At 67.9% G+C, this 19431-nt stretch carries 15 protein-coding genes and 1 pseudogene; 5 read left to right on the forward strand and 11 right to left on the reverse strand.

The features are described from left to right. Nucleotide 1: 1 nt before the first annotated feature. The 3 genes from OC184_RS11730 to OC184_RS11740 form a co-directional block, all read right to left on the reverse strand. Nucleotides 2–427 carry a hypothetical protein gene (locus OC184_RS11730; protein ID WP_265507377.1) on the reverse strand — a complete coding sequence of 142 codons (426 nt, stop codon included), beginning with the start codon at nt 425–427 and terminating at the stop codon, nt 2–4. Between the two features lie 231 nt (nt 428–658). Continuing rightward, complete coding sequence (locus tag OC184_RS11735; protein ID WP_407674402.1) at nt 659–1042, reverse strand: hypothetical protein; 384 nt, start codon at nt 1040–1042, stop codon at nt 659–661. Between the two features lie 116 nt (nt 1043–1158). Beyond that, on the reverse strand, nt 1159–2070 hold the full coding sequence (locus OC184_RS11740; protein WP_265507379.1) for a CAP domain-containing protein: 912 nt from the start codon (nt 2068–2070) through the stop codon (nt 1159–1161). Nucleotides 2071–2201: 131 nt separating this feature from the next. Between OC184_RS11740 and OC184_RS11745 the strand changes: the two genes are divergently transcribed. Next, on the forward strand, nt 2202–2873 hold the full coding sequence (locus OC184_RS11745) for an HdeA/HdeB family chaperone (RefSeq protein ID WP_265507380.1): 672 nt from the start codon (nt 2202–2204) through the stop codon (nt 2871–2873). Nucleotides 2874–3046: 173 nt separating this feature from the next. Here OC184_RS11745 and putA read toward each other — a convergent pair whose 3' ends face one another. Continuing rightward, nucleotides 3047–6469 (reverse strand): bifunctional proline dehydrogenase/L-glutamate gamma-semialdehyde dehydrogenase PutA, encoded by a 3423-nt coding sequence (gene putA, locus OC184_RS11750; RefSeq protein WP_265507381.1) that lies wholly within the window; start codon nt 6467–6469, stop codon nt 3047–3049. A 111-nt stretch (nt 6470–6580) separates the two neighbouring features. On the opposite strand from putA, the gene OC184_RS11755 reads away from it, so the two are divergent. Then, nucleotides 6581–7045, forward strand: coding sequence for an Lrp/AsnC family transcriptional regulator (locus OC184_RS11755; RefSeq protein ID WP_265507382.1), 465 nt, complete (start codon nt 6581–6583; stop codon nt 7043–7045). On the opposite strand, the gene selB is transcribed toward OC184_RS11755, so the two are convergent. The 6 genes from selB to fdnG are packed head-to-tail and all read right to left on the reverse strand — an operon-like array spanning nt 7042 to nt 16037. Beyond that, the gene (selB, locus tag OC184_RS11760) at nt 7042–8943 is read right to left on the reverse strand and encodes a selenocysteine-specific translation elongation factor (RefSeq protein ID WP_265507383.1); all 1902 of its coding nucleotides are present in this window, start codon (nt 8941–8943) and stop codon (nt 7042–7044) included. The genes OC184_RS11755 and selB overlap by 4 nt on opposite strands. Beyond that, a complete protein-coding gene (gene selA, locus OC184_RS11765; RefSeq protein WP_265507384.1) occupies nt 8940–10313 on the reverse strand; it encodes an L-seryl-tRNA(Sec) selenium transferase in 1374 nt (457 codons plus the stop codon). The genes selB and selA overlap by 4 nt, the downstream gene beginning before the upstream one ends. Next, nucleotides 10313–11227 (reverse strand): formate dehydrogenase accessory protein FdhE, encoded by a 915-nt coding sequence (fdhE, locus tag OC184_RS11770; protein ID WP_265507385.1) that lies wholly within the window; start codon nt 11225–11227, stop codon nt 10313–10315. The genes selA and fdhE overlap by 1 nt, the downstream gene beginning before the upstream one ends. 54 nt (nt 11228–11281) lie before the next feature. Further along, nucleotides 11282–11971, reverse strand: coding sequence for a formate dehydrogenase subunit gamma (locus tag OC184_RS11775; RefSeq protein ID WP_265507386.1), 690 nt, complete (start codon nt 11969–11971; stop codon nt 11282–11284). Then, on the reverse strand, nt 11971–12960 hold the full coding sequence (fdxH, locus tag OC184_RS11780; RefSeq protein ID WP_265507387.1) for a formate dehydrogenase subunit beta: 990 nt from the start codon (nt 12958–12960) through the stop codon (nt 11971–11973). The genes OC184_RS11775 and fdxH overlap by 1 nt, the downstream gene beginning before the upstream one ends. Then, nucleotides 12957–16037 carry a formate dehydrogenase-N subunit alpha gene (gene fdnG, locus OC184_RS11785; RefSeq protein WP_265507388.1) on the reverse strand — a complete coding sequence of 1027 codons (3081 nt, stop codon included), beginning with the start codon at nt 16035–16037 and terminating at the stop codon, nt 12957–12959. The genes fdxH and fdnG overlap by 4 nt, the downstream gene beginning before the upstream one ends. A gap of 241 nt (nt 16038–16278) precedes the next feature. On the opposite strand from fdnG, the gene OC184_RS11790 reads away from it, so the two are divergent. From OC184_RS11790 to OC184_RS11800, 3 genes are read left to right on the forward strand one after another with little or no spacing between them, the layout of a single operon-like run. Further along, nucleotides 16279–17142: a putative selenate ABC transporter substrate-binding protein gene (locus OC184_RS11790; protein WP_265507389.1), complete on the forward strand. Its 864-nt coding sequence runs from the start codon at nt 16279–16281 to the stop codon at nt 17140–17142. Between the two features lie 3 nt (nt 17143–17145). Then, nucleotides 17146–17802 carry an ATP-binding cassette domain-containing protein gene (locus tag OC184_RS11795; protein WP_265507390.1) on the forward strand — a complete coding sequence of 219 codons (657 nt, stop codon included), beginning with the start codon at nt 17146–17148 and terminating at the stop codon, nt 17800–17802. After that, nucleotides 17792–19306: a PhnE/PtxC family ABC transporter permease gene (locus tag OC184_RS11800; protein ID WP_265507391.1), complete on the forward strand. Its 1515-nt coding sequence runs from the start codon at nt 17792–17794 to the stop codon at nt 19304–19306. Before OC184_RS11795 ends, OC184_RS11800 begins: the two co-directional genes overlap by 11 nt. 18 nt (nt 19307–19324) lie before the next feature. Here the strand turns inward: OC184_RS11800 and OC184_RS11805 are convergent. Then, a pseudogene (locus OC184_RS11805) lies at nt 19325–19431 on the reverse strand (IS5/IS1182 family transposase); the annotation flags it as partial.

The following is a 19431-nucleotide window of genomic DNA, read 5'->3' on the forward strand; positions in this document are numbered from 1 at the left end:
CTTATCCGGCGACAAGCACCTGCACCGCCACCGAACCGGCATAGATGAGCAGCAGCAACATGCTTTCGCCGCCGATGCGGCCGGGGCCTCGCCGCTGTCGCAGGATCAGCCCGCCAATCAGGATGCCGGTCATCAGGAGGGCCGAGACGATCCAGAGATAGTTCTGCGGCAGGACCGCGTGATAGAGCGAACCTTCGCGATAGGCGACGTCAGAGGCGATCAGGAACAGTGCGTCGAACGTGTTCCCGCCCACCGCCAGCTGCAGCGCACCGAGCCGGACCGCCGCCACTGTCGTCGCAAGTTTGGGCAGCGAGGTGACCGCCGCGGTCGCCGGAACGCCGACCAGCGTCGCCGACACCTGCGCCCGGTCGCCAATCTCAGATGCCTTGCGGGCGATGACATAGCCCGCGCCCCCCATCAGGGACATCAGAAGGCGAGCGTCGGGAACAGGCGCGTCGTGCTGGGCTTGCGCGTCTCCTCTTCCTCGGGCTGATCGGTCTTTGTGTCGCAGGTATCCATAACGGCGAATGCTGCACCTGCCAGCCCGCGACCAGGCCCAAGGCGCAGGCCGACGGGATCACAAAGGTGACGGGATGAACGGCCCCGATCGCCATCTCGGGCGTCGGCATTGCAAGGAAGGGCGGGGTCAGCAGCACTATCAGCACGACGACCTGGAAGATGTTGCCCAATCGGCGGCGGCATGTTCCAGGTTGCCTTTGCGGTAGAACATCTCCGCCAGCGCCAGGAACACGGTCTGTGCCGCGATCCCGCCCACGCTGTTCGAAAACGCCAGCCAGGCGCGGCCGTCCAGCGCCGCCGTCACCGACACCACGATCCCGCTGAGAGATGTCACCGCCCCCAGAAGGACGCTGGCGAACAGCGCCTCGTCCAGGCCGGCGCGCTCCGCCAGCCTTTCGGCAAGTCCCGTCATTTGCAGCCTTGCCAAGAAGATGACGGCCCCGGCTGCCAGGAACGCCCCGATCAGCACTTTCAGCGAAAGGTCTTGCCTTATTCGGATCCGTTGATGCTTGCTTTCAGCCACAAGTTTCAGGCCGCAAGCCCCGGATGCCGCACCGGCCGGTGGACCGGACTTGCGTCGGCGTACCGGGGTATCCGAGCGGCTGCGACGCGTACCGGCACCCGCACGGATGTGCCGGCTTAGAAAGCCTCGCCCAGCAGCAGAAGCGCCACTTTCCGGCCTTGGCCGTTGGCGCGCAGGATCATGCCCGCGTCGGTCAGCCCCTCCTGCAGGATCTGCTGGCGATAGGGGCTGTCGCCGGCCAGCCAGTCGCCTAGGATCGCCCTGACATCGCCCTCCACCGGCTCGGTGCCGCAGCCGCCGCAGGTGCTGCCCATCGTCTGGATGCGCCGCCAGCCCTGCAGCGCATCCTCGGGCAGCGCGTCGCCTAGGTTGTCCAGATCATCCAGCCCGAACCCCTGCAGATCCTCCGGGATCAACTCTGCCGCAGCCTGCTGGAGGTCGCGATCAAGCTGCAGGGGCTTCAGGCCGTTCTCTTCCCGCGCGGCGTTGATCCGCTGCAGCGCAAGTTCGGCGGCGGCCTGTGCATTGACGGACCGACCCGGTTCCTCTCCGCGGGACGTTCCGGGGCCGGCGAAGGTCTGGACCGCATAGACGGTCCGGTCGTCCGAGGCGGTCGCGAAGCCGAACCGCTCCAGCCCCTCGGCCAGGATGTTGGCGCGGTGGCCGGGGCTGTTCATCCACCCCTTCTGAAATGCATCGACCCGCTGGATGTCCGCCGGGACATCGCAGCCGATGCAGCGGGCGATGTTCTCGGCCACCAACTCCCATTCGCTGCCGCCCGCCTCGGCATAGCGGTCGGCCACGTCGTCGCCTTCGGGCGAGACATGAGCATAGTAGTCGCGTTCCAGCATATCCGTGGCATGCGCCTGCGCCGCCTCTTCCAGATCGTCGCCCAGGGTCAGCGACCCAAGCTCCTGCTCCTGCCGGGCCTCATTCACGAGGTCCAGGGCGTGTCGGCTCAGCGTTTCGGCATCCTGGGCTGCGACGGCGCTGCCTGACAGCAGCAACGCCAGAATCGGCTTTAGCATGGGGTCATGTTTCCTTGCGTCCAGTTCCCGAAACTCTGCGGGTGACGGAATGTTTCTCGTTTTGCCGCGTAGGGTGCGGGAACATTCCGGTTCCCGGCGGATTAGGGGCGCCTTGGGATGGAGGAAACCCGATGACAATCTCGACGAGACTTGCCGCCGTCGCGGCACTTTGTGCCCTGCCTGCTGGCGCCGCACTGGCGCAGACGCAGGAGAGCGGGATGCAGCAGGACGCCATGGGCGAACGCAGTGCGGATCAGGTGACCTGCGCCGATATCGTCACGATGGACAGCCAGCTTATTCCTGGCGTCCTTTACTTCGTGTCGGGCTATCAGCAGGCCAGCATGACAGGCTCTGCAGGGATGTCCGGTTCAGAGATGCCCGGGGGTGCGCCCGGATCCACCGAGGTCGGTGGCGCGGCGACCACTGGTGACGACGCGCCCGATGCCGGCCAGCCAGCCGATGCCGGCCAGTCGGCCGAGGCGGATCAGATGACCGAGGGCGAAAGCAGCATGCCCGCACAGGCCGAGGGGCAGGAGGCGGGGACCAGTGCCCCAGCTGATACCACCGCGGCCGACAGCACCGCAGCCGACAGCACCGCAGCCGACAGCACCGCGGCGGGCAGCACCGCGGCAGGCAGCGACGGCACCATGCAGGGCGATCAGCCTGCCGTCGTCCGCGTCACGGGTCTCTTCGAGATCCCGATCGCCGAGGTCGTGACCCTCTGCGGCGAAAGCCCCGAGATGACGGTTTCGGACGCCGTCGAACAGCAACGGACCGGCAGCAGCGGTTCATCCTCGAACTGAGGCACTGATCGACCGGCAGGGCGGGTGAAACCGAGTCGCCCTGCCGGAGTCCGTCTTCCCCGTCGGCTGGGCAGCCCACGGGGGCTTGAAATCGGCCCTTGCCACGCGTCCGTGGTGATGACGGCTTGCCGCGCCCGATCCGATAGGAGCGGGCGCGGGTGAAGCAAGCCGTTTCAGCCTGCCAAAAGCGCCGCGTTGCCGCCGGCGGCGGTCGTGTCGACGCAAAGATGCCGCTCATGGCAGAGATGCGCACGGTCGGGCAGGGCGGTGATCAGCGCCACCAGCGGGCCCGGCCTGCGGGCCAGCGCCTGCGCAAGGGCACGCCCCGTCTGATCGTCCCCCCACCAGAGTACGGCGGCCAGGTTCGGCAGCGTCTGAAGCGACTGCGGCTCAATCGATCCGTTCGCGGGAACGGCCTGGCCGCCGCCGCGGGTGACTGCCTGAACCTGGGCGGCGGTGGCGTCCGGGCCCGGGCCGAGGCAAAGCACGGGACCGCGCGCCAGCGTCTGCAGGCGGTTCAACTCTCCGGTCGGGCCAGGCATCAGCGTCTCCTCGGGCGCGGGGGCCGCGGGGGGCGAGGCCAGTTCCCTGGCCAGCCGATCCGCGCTGTCAGCGCCCTGCCAGGTCGTTCCCGGTTGCGTCACGTCAGGCGCGAAGAAGCGCGGCAGGTAAAGCGGACCGCCAGCCTTGGGGCCGGTGCCTGACAGCCCCTCGCCGCCGAAGGGCTGGCTGCCGACGGTCGCGCCGACCTGGTTGCGGTTGACGTAGATGTTGCCGACGTGGATCGCCTCGGTCACCTCCTGGACGCGGCTGTCGATCCGGGTGTGCAGGCCGAAGGTCAGGCCATAGCCACGGGCGTTGATCGCCGCGACGACCTTGTCCAAGTCGCGCGCCTTGTAAGTCGCCACGTGCAGGACGGGGCCGAAGATCTCTCGGTCCATCTCCTCGATGCCGGTCACCTTCATCAGCGTCGGCGGGACGAAATGGCCCTGCGACGGCACCGGCAGCTGGTGCAGGATGCGGTCCTTGTGGTCGGCCAGATAGGCCATGATGCCCGACTGCGCCTCGGCGTCGATGACGGGGCCCACGTCCGTCGTCAGATCCCACGGGTCGCCCACGGTCAGTTCGTCCATCGCGCCCTGGATCATGCGGATCAGGTGCGGGGCGACATCCTCTTGCACATAAAGGCAGCGCAGCGCCGAACAGCGCTGTCCCGCCGACCGGAAGCTGGAGGCGACGATGTCGCGCACGGCCTGTTCGGGCAGGGCGGTGCTGTCGACGATCATCGCGTTCAGGCCACCAGTTTCGGCGACCAGCGGCGTGCCGGGACGCATGTGCTGCGCCATTTTGGTGGCGATCAGGCGGGCCGTGTCGGTGCCGCCGGTGAAGACGACGCCGTCGATGCGGGCATCGCGGGTCAGTGCCGCGCCAACGGTGGCGCCATCGCCGGGCAGCAGTTGCAGCGCGGTGGCCGGGACGCCGGCCTTGTGCAACAGCCGCACCGCCATGGCGGCGATCAGCGGCGTCTGTTCGGCAGGCTTTGCCAGCACGCCGTTTCCGGCCATCAGCGCCGCCGCCACCTGGCCGGTGAAGATCGCCAGGGGGAAGTTCCAGGGGCTGATCGCGGCGATGATGCCGCGCGGGGCGTCATCGCGCGCCTCGCCCTGCTGGGCATAGTAGCGCAGGAAGTCCACCGCCTCGCGCAGTTCGGCCACGGCGTCGTTCAGCGTCTTGCCGGCCTCGCGCGCGACAAGACCGAAGATGGGGCCGAACTCGGCCTCGTAGAGGTCGGCGGCGCGGCGCAGGACCTGCGCCCGGGTGGCGGCAGGGGCGTCCCAGGGGCGGGCCGCGTCAATGGCACGGGCGACGGTGGCCTCATCGGCCTCGGTGATCTGTGCGATGGTGGCGCCGGTCGCGGGGTTGACCACCGGGACGGCGGTGCCGGTCGCCTCGGCCGCCGTCAGCGGGGCAGCGTCGGCAATGGCCACATCGCGGGCGGCGAAGATGCGCCCCAGTTCGTCCTCCGCCGTCAGGTCGAAGCCCCGAGAGTTCACGCGGCCGTCGCCATAGATGGCTTCGGGTGCCAGCAGCGCCTGCGGCGCATGGGCATCGGACAGCGCCTCGAAGGGGTCGCGGGCGATCTCCTCTGGCGCGACGTCCTCATCCACGATCTGGTTGACGAAGCTGGAGTTCGCGCCGTTTTCCAGCAGCCGGCGCACCAGATAGGCCAAGAGGTCCTGATGCGCGCCGACGGGTGCATAGATGCGGCAGGCGGTGCCGTGGTCGCGCAGCACGATATCGTGCAGGCGCTCGCCCATGCCGTGCAGGCGCTGGAATTCGAACGTCCCTTCGGCCGCGCCGAGATTTCCCGCCAGTTCCAGCACCGCCGCCACCGAATGGGCGTTGTGGGTGGCGAACTGCGGATAGATGCGGTCGGACATGCGCAGAAGCTTGGCCGCCAGAGAGATATAGCTGACATCCGTCGCCGTCTTCGACGTGAACAGCGGAAAGCCGGGCATGCCCTCGACCTGGGCGCGCTTCATCTCGGTGTCCCAATAGGCGCCCTTGACCAGGCGCACCATGATGCGCCGGTCCAGCCGCGCGGCCAGTGCGTGCAACTGGTTAATGGCCGCGCCGGCGCGCTTGCCATAGGCCTGCACCACGATGCCGAACCCGTCCCAGCCCGCCAGCGAGGGGTCTGACAGCACCGCCTCGATCACCTTCAGCGACAGGGCCAGGCGGTCCTGCTCCTCGGCGTCGATGTTCAGGCCCATGTTCGCGGCGCGGGCCTGCTGCGCAAGCTCCAGCACGACCGGCACCAGTTCGGCCATCACGCGAGCTTCGTTCGCGACCTCGTAGCGCGGATGCAGCGCCGAGAGCTTGATCGAGATGCCGGGGTTCTTGCGGACCGAGCCCTTCGTGCAGGACCCGGCGATCGCCGAGATGGCCTTGCGGTATTCGGCGGCATAGCGGTCCGCGTCGCGGGCGGTCATCGCCGCCTCGCCCAGCATGTCATAGCTGTAGGAATAACCCTTGGCTTCCTGACCCTTCGCCCGATCCAGCGCGGCATCGATGGTCTGCCCCAGAACGAACTGGCGGCCCATCTCGCGCATGGCGCGGGTGACGGCGGTGCGGATCACGGGCTCTCCAAGGCGGCGGATCGCGCCGCGCAGCGTGCCGGCCAGCCCAGGCTGTGCGTCCTCGAGCACGCGGCCCGTCAGCATCAGCGCCCAGGTCGAGGCGTTCACCATGCTGGACGAGCTTTCGCCCAGATGCCGCCCCCAGTCCGAGGGGGCGATCTTGTCCTCGATCAGGGCGTCCATTGTGGCGCGGTCGGGAACGCGCAGCATCGCCTCGGCCAGGCACATCAGGGCGATGCCTTCGCGCGTCGACAAGCCGTATTCGGCCAGCATCAGCTCCATCATGGTCGGCTTCGACTCGGCACGGATACGGCGGATCAGCGTGGCGGCGCGGGCGCTGATGCGGGCGCGGGTCTGATCGGACAGCGCCGCCTCGCGGATCAGGCGGTCAAGCAGGGGCCCCTCGGGCTGGAACTTGGCGTTCAGGCCGAGGTCGGTTGGATCGAGATCATACATGGAAGGTCCCCTTCGACTGTCCTGCCAATCATACAGTGCCCTTCATGGACGATGTGTCCAAGTTCATGTAGTTCATCAGGCCAACGGACCAAATTTGACGGCTGTAGCGAGATGAACGAACTTCTTGACCCGACTAACCGGCGGATCCTGGCGGAACTGACCGCCAATGCCCGTATTCCAGTGACCGAACTGGCGCGCAAGGTGGGCCTGTCGAAGACCCCGGTGGCGCTGCGGATCAAGCAGCTTGAGGATGCGGGCCTGATCACCGGATACCGCGCGATCCTGTCGCCGGTGAGGCTTGGCCTGACCCATGTCACCTATGTCGAAGTGCGCATGACGGACACGCGGCAGAAGGCGCTGGAGGCGTTCAACGCCGCCGTCCGCCTGATCCCCGAGGTCGAGGAATGCTACATGATCGCCGGCGGCTTCGATTACCTGCTGAAGGTCAGGTCGCGCGACATGACCGATTTCCGCCGCATCATGGCCGAGAAGATCTCGTCCCTGCCGCATGTCAACGCCACCTCCAGCTATGTCGCGATGGAGGCGGTGATCGAGCAGGGAGGCGTCACGCTCTAGCCGAAAAGGTCCAGCCTGTGCGGGTTCAGGCGACGCAGGTCGCCACGTCGCAGCGTGACACCATGACGGTCGAAGAAGTCCAGGATCTCGATGGCGACCTTGCGGCCGTTCTGGACGCGGTCCCGGAAGGCGGCTGCGGTGAACCAGCCGTCCGCCGACTGCGCGGCCACATCGCGCAGGATCGCGACCATCCGCGCCGTGACCTCGCGCGCGAAGAAGTGGTCCTGCGCGATCTGGTCGGTCCGGCCCAGCTTCTGGGTCAGCTTCAGGACGCGCCGAACCTCTTTCTCGTCGACGCCAAGGGTGCCGGCAAAATCGCGGACGCGTGGCGGGCGAAAGCACATCTCGCCCAGAAGGGCGGGGCGGATGCTGTCCCACAGGGCCTCGTCCTCGGGCGTCAGGCGAACCTCGTGGCCGGGCAGGCGCAGGAAGGCCCCGTCCATGATCACCGAGCCTGCATCAGAGGCGCGGCGCAGGAACGCCAGGTTCGCATCCTTCGTCAGGCGCGGGGTCAGCGACAGACGCAGCCTTTCGCGCCCCATCCCCGGCAGGTCGGGGTTGTCGGCGTGGAACTGCGCCAGCTGGTCCAGCAGACCCTGCCGCAGACCCTCCATCTGCGCGCGGGACAGGATCAGCCCGCCCATCGTCGTGCCGTCGGCGCGGGCCAGTGCAGCTGCCGCCTGTTCGGCAGTCAGGCCGCGGTCGCGGGTGAACATGGCCAGATCCACCGGCGCGACCCGCAGCATCCCGACCAGCGCCGCTGCCGGATCCGCGGCGGCCGCCGCGGCAAGCAGCGCCAGCCGTTCCGGCGTCCGGCGCTTGCGGGCCGGTGGTCGAAGGTCCAGGAACCGCCCCCCGCCGATGGTGCGGCTGGCAGAGACGTTGCGCAGGATGAACCGGTCGTGGACGGCGGCTGCCAAGGGATGGTCCAGCACGACCTGCACCGGCCCCGACTGTCCGGGCGCGATGGGACCGGCCAGCGGAACGATTCGCGCCCCGACCTCGGCCGCGTGACAATGCAGGCGGGCGGGGAACCAGGTGCCGATGGGCTTGGGTTCCGACGCCATGACGGACAGCTCCGCGTCGATGCGGTCGGTCGGGGCGTGAAGCGCGGAAGTCAGGACGATGTCGCCGCGCTGGATTGTGTCCTTTGCGATGGCCTCTCCGGCCAGGTTCAGCGCGCATCGCTGCCCCGCCAGACCCTGCGTGGCCTGCCGGTTCTGCGCGTGGATCCCCCGGACCCGCGCCGTCAGCCCGGACGGGCTGAGCGTCACCTGATCTCCCAGGGCGACCTGTCCCGAAAGGACCGTCCCGGTCACGACCGTCCCCGTTCCCTGAAGGGTAAAGCTGCGGTCAACGGCCAGGCGGAACGGTCCGTCCGCGGCGCGGGCGGTGGTGGCGGCCTCGGCCTCGCGCAGGGTGCGGCGCAGGTCGTCGATCCCTTCGCCGGTGACGGTCGAGACGGAGATGATCGGCGCTTCCGAGAGCTGGCTGCCCGCCAGCGCCGTACGGATCTGCCGGGCCACCTCGGCCCGGCGGGGCGGATCGGCCAGATCGGCCTTGGTCAGCGCCACAAGCCCGCGTGACAAGCCCAGAAAGCTCAGGATGGCGAGGTGTTCGACAGTCTGCGGCATGACGCCGTCGTCGCAGGCGACCACCACGAGCGCCAGGTCGATGCCGCCAGCGCCGGCCAGCATCGTGTGGATTAGACGCTCGTGCCCCGGCACGTCCACAAAGCCGGTGACGGTGCCGCCGCCAAGGTCGGCATAGGCAAAGCCCAGGTCGATGGTGATGCCGCGCGCCTTCTCCTCGGCCAGACGGTCGGCGTCGGTTCCGGTCAGGGCCTTTACCAGCGCAGTCTTGCCATGGTCGATATGTCCCGCAGTGCCGACGATCATGACTGGGCCAGAGCCTCCAGAAGGTCGGCGTCGTCGCCCAGGCAGCGCAGGTCCAGGATCAGCGCGCCGTCGCGGATATGGCCGACAACGGGGCGGGGCAGGGCGCGCAGCCGGGCGGCCAGCCGGTCGGGCGCATCGCCGCCACGACCCGTAAGCCGCAACCCGGCCGAAGGAATGGTATCGGTCGGCAGCGCGCCAGACCCGATCTGGCTGGCACAATCGCAAGGCGCGGCGCCGTATCCCTCGGGCAGCAGCGCCGCCACCTGCGGGGCCAGGCGGCGGGCCTGGGTCGCGATGTCGTCCAGGGGCCGCGACAGCATCCGCAGCACCGGCAGGCGCGCGGCCAGCCTGTCCGGGTCGCGATAGAGCCGCAGCGTGGCCTGCAGCGCGGCGATTCGGATCTTGTCCAGGCGCAGGACGCGCTTCAGCGGGTTGCGGTTGATCTGCGCGATCAGGTGGCGCCGCCCGACGATGAAGCCCGCCTGCGGCCCGCCCAGCAGCTTGTCGCCCGAAAAAGTCACCAGATCCGCCCCCTCGGCCACGGCTTCGGCCACGGTGGGTTCCCGCCGAAGGCCCCATTGCGACAGGTCGACCAGAGACCCCGCGCCGAGGTCGTTCAGCAGGACGACCCCGGCCTGCCGCGCAACGGGGGCCAGCTGGGGGGCGGGGACCTCGGCCGTAAAGCCCTCGATGCGGTAGTTCGACGTGTGGACCTTGAGGATCAGGCCGGTCATGTCCGACAGCGCGTCCTGATAGTCGCGCAGATGGGTGCGGTTCGTGGTCCCGACTTCGACCAGCGTGGTTCCCGCGCGGGCCATGATGTCGGGCAGGCGGAAGGCGCCGCCGATCTCGATCAGCTCGCCCCGCGACACGATGGAGTTGCGGCCCTGCCCGAAGGTGTTCAGCGCGATCAGCACGGCGGCGGCGTTATTGTTGACGACGGTCGCATCCTCGGCCCCCGTCAGCTCGCACAGCAGGCCACGCAGGTGGTCGTCGCGCTGGCCGCGCCCGCCGGTCTGCAGGTCGTATTCCAAGGCCAGCGAGCTGGCCATCGCGACGTTGGCGGCGACGATGGCCTCATCCGCCATGATTGCGCGACCCAGGTTCGTGTGCAGCACGGTGCCGGTCAGGTTCAGCATCGGGCGCAGTTGCGTGGCCGCCTGCACTGCAAGGTCGGCGGCGACCAGATGCGGCAGGCGGGCGGCCTCGGCCGCACCGTCGGCGCCGTCGTGGATGGCCTGTCGGGCGGCGTCCAGGCGCTGGCGGATTGCGGTGGTGACCGCCTGCCGGCCGTGGTTCTCGGTCAGCCGCCGCCCGACGTCGGACTGCAGCAGCTGGTCGACCGAGGGCAGGGCGCGATAGCCCGACATCAGTACCCGGTCAGGAACGGGTTGAAGCCCCCGCGCCGCTTGTCGGTGTCCCGCATCATCATGTCCAAGCCAAGGCTGGCGACATCGTCGGCCACGGGTTCAAGGCTGTGGTTGCGGTTGTGATAAAGAATCTTGACCCAGCTGTCGCAGTCCGAACAGACCTCGGCCCTGACGGTGGCCTCGACCGTCTCGACGCTGCGATAGCTGATGCCCGCGGTCGAGCCGCAGCAGAGGCAGGTCAGCCGCACCTCGTTCCACTGGGTCTGGCAGCAGGCGCACGAGGCATAGCGGACGCCGTCCAGCCCGCCGATGCCGATCACGCTGGAGGTCGCCGGCCGACCGCCGCAGGACGGGCAGGTGCCGGTGCGGATCGGGACCAGCTGCGCCGCATCCAGCGTGGCGGCCAGCCGGGCGGCATAGAGCTGAACCGCCACGGCCACGAACAGGTGCGGCGCCACGCTGTCGGCGGGGATGACGTCGGCCAGCACGTTCTCGATCATCCAGTGGCGGTCGGGCAGCGGCGCCGAGGTCACGGCGGTCAGCGTCATGCGCGCGGGCTTGGGCATGTCGATCCGCGCGGCGCCCTCCAAGACCTTGTCCAGCGTGCCGTGCAGGCACGGGCTGGTCGCCAGCGCCTTGCGATCGATCGGCGGCATCCGGCTTTCCCGCGCCAGGTGCAGGCTTTCGGTGGCCAGGGGCGTGACAGGCGGCAGTTCGCCCGACAGACGCGCCTGCAGGTCGACAAGATCGGCCAGGAAACGCAGATAGGGGGCCAGGTTGCTGCCGCTGTCGGCCAGGAACCTCAGGCGTTTGGAACGGGTGGCGAACAGGCGCGCCGGGTCCGGCAGGAAGGCCAGGGGCGCCTTCGGGACGCCGCCGATGGCCGAGGGATCGGGCTGGATGGTCGTGGTCATCTGTCTCTCCGGGCCGACCGGCCACAGGGGATGTCGGCGGTGGTGGCCGGCAGATTACTCTGCCGGGCCCTTGTTGTCACGGCTGGCGACCTCTCGCAGCCATTTGCGGTGATGGCGCCAGGCCCAACCGCCGGTGACGGTGCCGCGGGTCATCGCGCGCAGCGTCCCGCGGGTCCAGATCGCAGCATAGACATGCAGGATAAAGACCAGAAGGATCAGCACGGCCGAAATGGCATGCACCAGCACCGCCACGCGGCGCACCGGAACGCTGACCCAGTGGCCCACGACCTGCTGCCAGATCAGGACGCCGGTGACGATCAGCACCACGATCAGGCCGGTCATCGCCCAGAAGACAAACTTCTGGCCCGGGTTGTACTTGCCCAGTTCCGGCAGCGCGTCCTCGTTCCCCTTGACCACGTCGCCGAACTTGGTGACCCAGGTCGTGTCCTCGGGGCGGGGCATGTTCAGGCGCCACAGCTGGACGAACATCAGCAGGAAGCTGAAGAACAGCACCACGCCGACGATCGGGTGCAGCCAGCGTGTCGTCTGTCCGCCGCCGAAGAGGCCGGTCAGGAAGTAGAGCGCCGGGTCGAACAGCGCCAGCCCCGACAGCGCCAGCACGATCAGCGCCAGGGCCGTGACCCAGTGGTTGGCACGGGTGAAGCCGCGATAGCGGCTGACAGTCACCGGGGCCAGGCCGTCGATCCGGTCGCCACGCTCGGAATAATAGGGACGCGGCGCCATCAGACCTGACCTCCGTGGGTATCGTCGGGATCGCGGCCCTTGACCAGCACATCCGCAGCCTGAGTGTCATGGTCATCGACCTCGTTGCCACGAGAGAAGAGGCCGTGCAGCGTCGCGCCGAGCGCGGCCAGACCGATCGCGGCAAGACCCGCGGTCTTGGTGACGCCCTTCCAGCCCTCGACGATGGGCGAGATGCGGGGGTTCTCCTCCAGATCGGCATAGACGCCCGGCTTGTCGGCGTGGTGCAGCACATAAATCACATGCGTCCCGCCGACGCCCTGCGGATCATAGAGGCCCGCGTTCTCGTAGCCGCGCGACTTCAGGTCCTCGATCCGCTCGGCGGCATGGACCTTCATGTCCTCCTTGGTGCCGAAGACGATGGCCTGCGTGGGGCAGGCCTTGGCGCAGGCCGGACCTTGGCCCACCGCGACCCGGTCGGAACAGAGCGTGCACTTGTAGCTCTTGTGGTTGACCTCGCTGATGCGGGGGATGTCGAAGGGGCAGCCGGTCACGCAATAGCCGCAGCCGATGCAGTTCTCGTGGATGAAATCGACGATGCCGTTCGAATACTGCACGATCGCGCCGGGTGCCGGGCAGGCCTTCAGGCAACCCGGATCCTCGCAATGCATGCAGCCGTCCTTGCGGATCAGCCATTCCAGCTCGTTCGTGGCCGGGTTCTCCCATTCGCTGAAGCGCATCAGGGTGAACATGTCCGGCGTCAGGTCGTGGGGATTTTCATAGACCCCCACGTTCTCGCCGATCTCCGGGTGCGTGTCGTTCCATTCCACGCAGGCCGACTGGCAGGCCTTGCAGCCGATGCACTTGCTGACGTCGATCAGCTTCGCGACCGGCTCCAGCTGGCGCTCGGGCCGGGGCACGTCCCGCGTGGCCGAGATGCGCACGACGTCGCGCGCATCGAAATAGGCCTCGGTCGGCTGGACGGGCGGGTTCGAAACCGCGGTCGTGGGGGCGGTGGCGATATCCTTCATGCGACCGGCTCCTCAGCTGCGGGTTCGATGTTGACAAGGAAGGCCTTGAACTCGGGCGTGTCCGTGTTGGCGTCACCGACAAAGGGCGTCAGGCTGTTCGGCCCCCAGCCCTTCTTGGCCGCGCCCATGAAGCCCCAGTGCAGCGGGATGCCCACCACATGGACCGGCTTGCCACCGCAGACCATCGGCTTGATCCGCTTGGTCACGACCGCCTTGGCCCAGACTTCACCCCGCTTGCCCCAGACCCGGACGCGGCTGCCCCTGGCGATGCCACGCTCGGCCGCCAGTTCCTCGCTGATCTCCACGAAGAACTCGGGCTGCAACGCGGCGTTCACCGGGTTGTGCTTGGTCCAATAGTGGAAATGCTCGGTCAGGCGGTACGAGGTCGCGACGAAGGGGAATTCGTCGCTGGTGGCCAGGTTCGCCACGTCGCTTTCAAAGACGCGGCCCACCGGATTGCCGCGCATGCGCGGGTTCAGCACGTTGGCCATGGGCGTCTCGAACGGCTCCATGTGGGTCGGGAACGGCCCGTCGCGCATCATGCCCCTGGTGAACAGGCGCGAGACCCCTTCCTGGTTCATGATGAAAGGCCCCACCTCGGTCGGCTTGGCGGTGGGGGCGATGTCGGGCACGTCATACCCCTCCCACTTCTCGCCATTCCAGGCGATCAGCAGGCGGTCGGGGTCCCAGGGCTTGCCCTGCAGGTCGGCCGAGGCGCGATTGTAGAGAATCCGCCGGTTCGCCGGCCAGGCAAAGGCCCAGTTCAGGAACAAGCCGGCATCGCCCGGATCGGAATTGTCCCGCCGTGCCATCATGTTGCCGTCCTCGGTCCAGCTGCCGGCATAGATCCAGCAGCCCGCCATGGTCGAGCCGTCGTCGCGCAGCTGGCCAAAGCCCGACAGCTGCTGGCCCGCCTGCGCTACCACCGCGCCCGAGGTCGGGTCGGTGACGTCGCCCAGGGCGCGGCCGTTCATCTCCTTCGCCAGTTCCTCGGGCAGGGGCTCCTCGGGGTCGGCATAGTTCCAGGTCAGGTTGAGGATCGGATCGGGGAAAGCACCGCCCTCGCGCTGATAAAGCTCGCGCACGCGCAGGAAGATCTGCGCCATGATCCAGGTGTCGTGCTTGGCCTCGCCCGGCGGCGTCGCGCCCGGCCAGTGCCACTGCAGCCAACGGCCCGAGTTGACCAGCGCGCCCTCATCCTCGGCAAAGCAGGTCGTGGGCAGCTCCAGCACCTCGGTCTGGATGGCAGACGGGTCCACGTCGTTGTGGACGCCGTGGTTCTGCCAGAAATGCGAGGTTTCGGTGGACAGCGGGTCCATCACCACCAGCATCTTCAGCTTGGACAGCGACCGCGTGATCTTTTCCCGGTTGGGAATCGACAGCATCGGGTTGAAGCCCTGGCAGAAGTAAAGGTTCACCCGGCCCTGGTCCATCAGCTCGAACATGCGCAGGATGTCATAGGCGGGGACATCCAGCTTGGGCAGGTATTCATAGGCCCAGTTGTTCTCGGCCGTGGCGGCGTCGCCCCACATCGCCTTCATGAAGCTGACCATGAACTTGGAGTAGTTCTGCCAGTAGCTGGTCTGACCCGGCCGGATCGGACGGAATTCCCGCGTCGACAGATAGGTCTGCCAGTCGACCTCTTTCTCGGTCGGGATGTTCAGATACCCTGGGATCAGGTTCGACATCAGGCCGATGTCAGTCAGGCCCTGGATGTTGGAATGGCCGCGCAGCGCGTTCATCCCGCCCCCACGCATCCCGATATTGCCCAGGATCAGTTGCAGCATCGCCATGCCACGGATGTTCTGGGCACCCTTGGAATGCTGCGTCCAGCCAAGCGCGTACATCGAGGTCATCACCTTGTCCGGTGCGCTGCATTCGCCGATCATCTCGCAGATGGTCAGGAACTTGTCGCGCGGGGTGCCGGTGACGTTTTCGACGAATTCGGGCGTGTAGACATCGACATGCTGGCGCAGCAGCTGCCAGACGCAGCGGGGGTCCTGCAGCGTCGGATCGGTCAGCGCAAAGCCGTCGTCGCCGATCTGATAGTCCCAGCTGGACTTGTCGAAGTCGCGCTTTTCCTCGTCATAGCCGGTGAACAGGCCATCGGACCAGCCGAAGTCCTCGCGCACCAGAAGGCTCGCGTTGGTGAAATTGCGGACGTATTCCCACTGCACCTTGTCGTTGTCCATGCACCAGCGGATCACCCCCATCAGGAAGGCGATGTCCGTGCCGGGACGGATGGGCGCATAGTAATCCGACACCGAGGCGGTGCGGGTATAGCGCGGATCGACCACGATCAGCCTGGCGCCGCGATGCGCCTTGGCCTCTGTCACCCATTTGAAGCCGCAGGGGTGGGCTTCAGCGGCGTTGCCGCCCATGACGACCACGAGGTCGGTATTCTTGATGTCGGTCCATGCGTTCGTCATCGCACCGCGGCCGAAGGTCGGGCCCAAACTGGACACCGTGGGGCCGTGTCAGACGCGCGCCTGGTTATCGAAGCCGACAATCCCCATGGACCGGACCGTCTTGTAGGTCAGCCATGCGGTTTCGTTGGTCGTGGCCGAGGCCGCCAGGAATCCCGCCGTTGTCCAGCGATTGACCGGGGTGCCGGCCTCGTTGGTGGCGATGAAATTCTCGTCGCGGTCGTCCTTGATCGCGCGGGCGATGCGGTCGAGCGCGTCGTTCCACGAAATCTCCTCCCACTCGGATGCGCCGGGCTTGCGGATGCGCGGCTGCGTCAGGCGGGTAGGGGCGTGGACGAAGTCCTTCAGCGCCGCACCCTTGGGGCACAGCGTTCCGCGGTTCGTCGGGTGGTCGGCATCGCCCTCGATGTGCAGAAGCTCGGCGGTTTCGCCGGTCTTCACATCACCCTTGGAATACATGATGATCCCGCAGGCGACCGAGCAATAAGGGCAGGTGTTGCGCGTTTCCGTCGTCGTGGCCAGCTTGAAGGCGCGGACATGCGCGGCCTCGGCTGCCTCGGCCTCGCCGAAGCCCATGGCTCCAAGCGACGTTGCCGCAACCCCCGCACCCGCCAGCCTCAGAAAGCCGCGGCGCGAAAGGTCGATGTTCATTGGGACCCCCCTTTGCCTGTCGTCATGATAGGTACGGCTTGATGATCATCCGGCCCATCTGCCGAGTCAAGATCCGGCGGCTTGCGCGCGGGGCAGGGGCCGCGATAGAAGGGCCGGACAAGCCGATGCGCCGGGCGCGCTCGGGCCGGAGGGCGCGCCGCATGTCGGGGGCTTGAACACGGTGAGAGGCCCGGCCCGCCGTATTCGCCCTGTCGACCAACATCCGAAAAGGTGCCCCTGTATGAATCCGCGTCGTTTTGCCTCACTCGTTGCAGCCTGCCTGACCCTGTCGGGCGCGGCCGCCGCGCAGGACACACTCTATTTCTCGGCCATCCCTGATGAGGACGAGACCCGGCTTGCCGAGCGCTTCGACGCCGTGGCGGAATACCTGTCCGAGGAGCTTGACGTTCCCGTCCAGTTCGTGCCGGTCAAATCCTATCCCGCCGCCGTCACCGCCTTCCGCAACAACCAGGTGCAACTGGCCTGGTTCGGCGGCCTGTCGGGCGTTCAGGCGCGGCTGCTGGTGCCGGGCGCGCGGGCGATCGCCCAGGGCGACGAAGATACGCAGTTCGTCAGCTATTTCATCGCCAACACCGACACCGGCCTGACCGCGTCGGAAGATTTTCCGGAGGACGCGCGCGGCATGTCCTTCACTTTCGGGGCCAAGACCTCGACGTCGGGTCGGCTGATGCCGGAATACGCGATCCGCGAGAACACCGGTGAGGCGCCGGAGGACTTCTTCGGTCGCGTAGGGTTCTCGGGCGATCACAGCCAGACCCTGCGCCTGGTCGCGTCCGGGGCTTGGCAGGTCGGCGCGCTGAACTTCGCGGTCTATGATCAGGCCGTGGCCGATGGCGCCCCCGAGGTCGAGACCGCCAAGGTCATCTGGCAGACGCCGCCTTATCCCGACTATAACTGGACGATCCGCGGTGATGTGGACGAACGTTGGGGCGAAGGCTTCGCGGACAAGGTGCAGGCGGCGCTGGTGGGCATGGACGATCCCGAGCTGCTGGCGGCCTTCCCGCGCAATGCATTCATTTCCGCAGATAACCAAGATTATGTCGCAATCGAGCAAGTCGGCCGGCAGCTGGACCTGCTGGAATAGGCCATGCTGGCACTGGACGGCGCCGATCTGGGCTATGGCGGCACGCCGGTCCTTCGCGGAGTGCGGCTGAACGTCGCGCCCGGCGAACGGGTCGCGCTGCTGGGCCGCAGCGGGTCGGGCAAGTCGACGCTGCTGGCGGCGCTGCTTGCCTCGGCGGCGCCGGACCGGCGCGTGGCGCTGGTGCCGCAGGACGCGACGCTGGTTCCCCAGTTGTCGGCCCTGCGCAACGTGCTGATGGGCCGGCTGGACGACCACGGCGCGTGGCGCAACCTTCGTACGCTGATCAGGCCCTCTCGCGCCGACCGGCAGGCCGCGCTGGCCGATCTGGCCCGCGTGGGCCTGGCGCCAGAGGCCGACCGCCGCGTTGAGGCCCTTTCCGGCGGACAGAAGCAGCGCGTCGCCCTGGCACGCGCCTTGCACCGGGGCGGAGACCTGCTCCTGGGGGACGAGCCGCTGTCGGCGGTCGATCCCCGGCAGGCCGAGGCCTTGGCAGCGACCATTCGCGATGGCTTCCCGACCGCCGTCCTGGCGCTGCACGACGTCGCCATCGCCCGCGCCTTCGCGACGCGGGTCATCGGGCTGCGGCAGGGCTCGTTCCTGTTCGACCTAGCGGTGGCCGATCTGGACGCCGCGCGGATCGAGGCGCTCTATGCACGCTAGGCTGTCACGTACGGGCGTCGTCGCGGGGTTCCTGATCGTCGCGGCGCTGTGCCTGCCGCTGGCCGATCTGACGACGGCGGGCCACGACCCCTGGGCCACGTTGTCGCGCATGGCGCGGGGCTTTCTGTCGCCCGACTTCTCGGCCATCGAGCAGATCTTTCGCGCCGTCGCGCTGACCGTGGCTTTTGCCATCGCGGGCGTGGCCATCGGCGGGCTGGCGGGGCTGTGCATGGCGCCCTTCTACCGATTGCGCCCTGTACGCTGGCTGGCCATCGCGCTTCGTTCCGTGCACGAGCTGTTCTGGGCGCTGATCCTGATGCAGGTCTGGGGCATCAGCGTCTGGTCGGGGCTTCTGGCCATCGCCCTGCCCTATGCCGGGATCTTCGCCAAGGTCCTGTCCGAGATCCTGGACGAATCCGACCGGCGCCCCGCCGAGTGGCTGGGACAAAGGGTCGATCCGCTGACGCGCTTCCTGTGGGCGCGCGCGCCCCTGGCCCGGCCGCAGATGGTCAGCTATGCGCTCTATCGCCTGGAATGCGGCTTGCGATCGTCCGCGGTGCTGGGCTTCGTGGGCCTGCCGACGCTTGGTTTCCAGTTGGACAGCTTCTTCAGGCAGGGCGAATACGGGGCCGCCGGGGCGGTCATGGTCATCTATATCGCGCTGATCGCCAGCGTCCGTATTTGGATGCGGCCGCGACTGGCGCTGGCCTGGCTTGTCGCGGCGGCGGCGATGCTGTCGCAGGTTACGTCTCCGCCGATGGGCAGCGGCGCGCTGTGGCGGTTCCTGTCGCAGGACATCGTGCCGGCGCCCCTGCGGCAGGGCGATCCGGCGGGTCTGTGGCCGTGGCTGTGGGACCTGATCACGACGGCGATCCTGCCCGGTCTGGTGGCGACGCTGGTCGTGGCGCAGCTGGCGCTGGTCGTCGCGGGTGCGATGGCGTTCCTCGGCCAGGCGCTGATCGTGCCGCGCGTCAGCGGGCGCATCGGCGCCGCCGCGGGGCACCTGCTGCTGGTCGTGCTGCGGTCGTTCCCCGAATACATGCTGGCCTATCTGTTCCTGCAGGTCTGGGGGCCGTCGATGCTGCCCGCGATCATGGCGCTTGGCCTGCACAACGGGGCGATCATCGGCCACCTTCTGGGACGGCAGGCCGAGGTGCTGGTCCTGCGACCCGACGCGCCGCGCGGGCTGACGCTGTGGGGGTGGGAGATCGTGCCGCGCCTGTTCGGCAATTTCGTCGCCCTCTGCCTCTATCGGTGGGAGATCATCATCCGCGAGTCCGCGATCATGGGAATTCTGGGCATCGCGACATTGGGCTTCTATCTCGACGATGCCATCGCCGAGTTGCGCATCGACCGCGCCGTCGTCATCCTTGCCGCGACCGCGCTGATCACGGTCGGCATCGATGCGCTGTCGCGCGCCATCCGCGCCCGCCTTGGCGTGGCGCAGATGCGGCGGACCGAGGCCCGGCCAGAGATTTCCCCCGGCCGGGCATCAGGCTGCTGACGGTCCTAGGGTCAGGATTCATAACCAATAGATGACGACAGCTGCGAGGGCGATCGCGGATAGGAAGACCTTTGGGCATCGGTCGTAGCGGGTCGCCACGCGCCTCCAGTCTTTAAGCCTGCCGA

Source organism: Paracoccus rhizosphaerae, assembly GCF_026162645.1.
Taxonomy (GTDB): domain Bacteria; phylum Pseudomonadota; class Alphaproteobacteria; order Rhodobacterales; family Rhodobacteraceae; genus Paracoccus; species Paracoccus rhizosphaerae.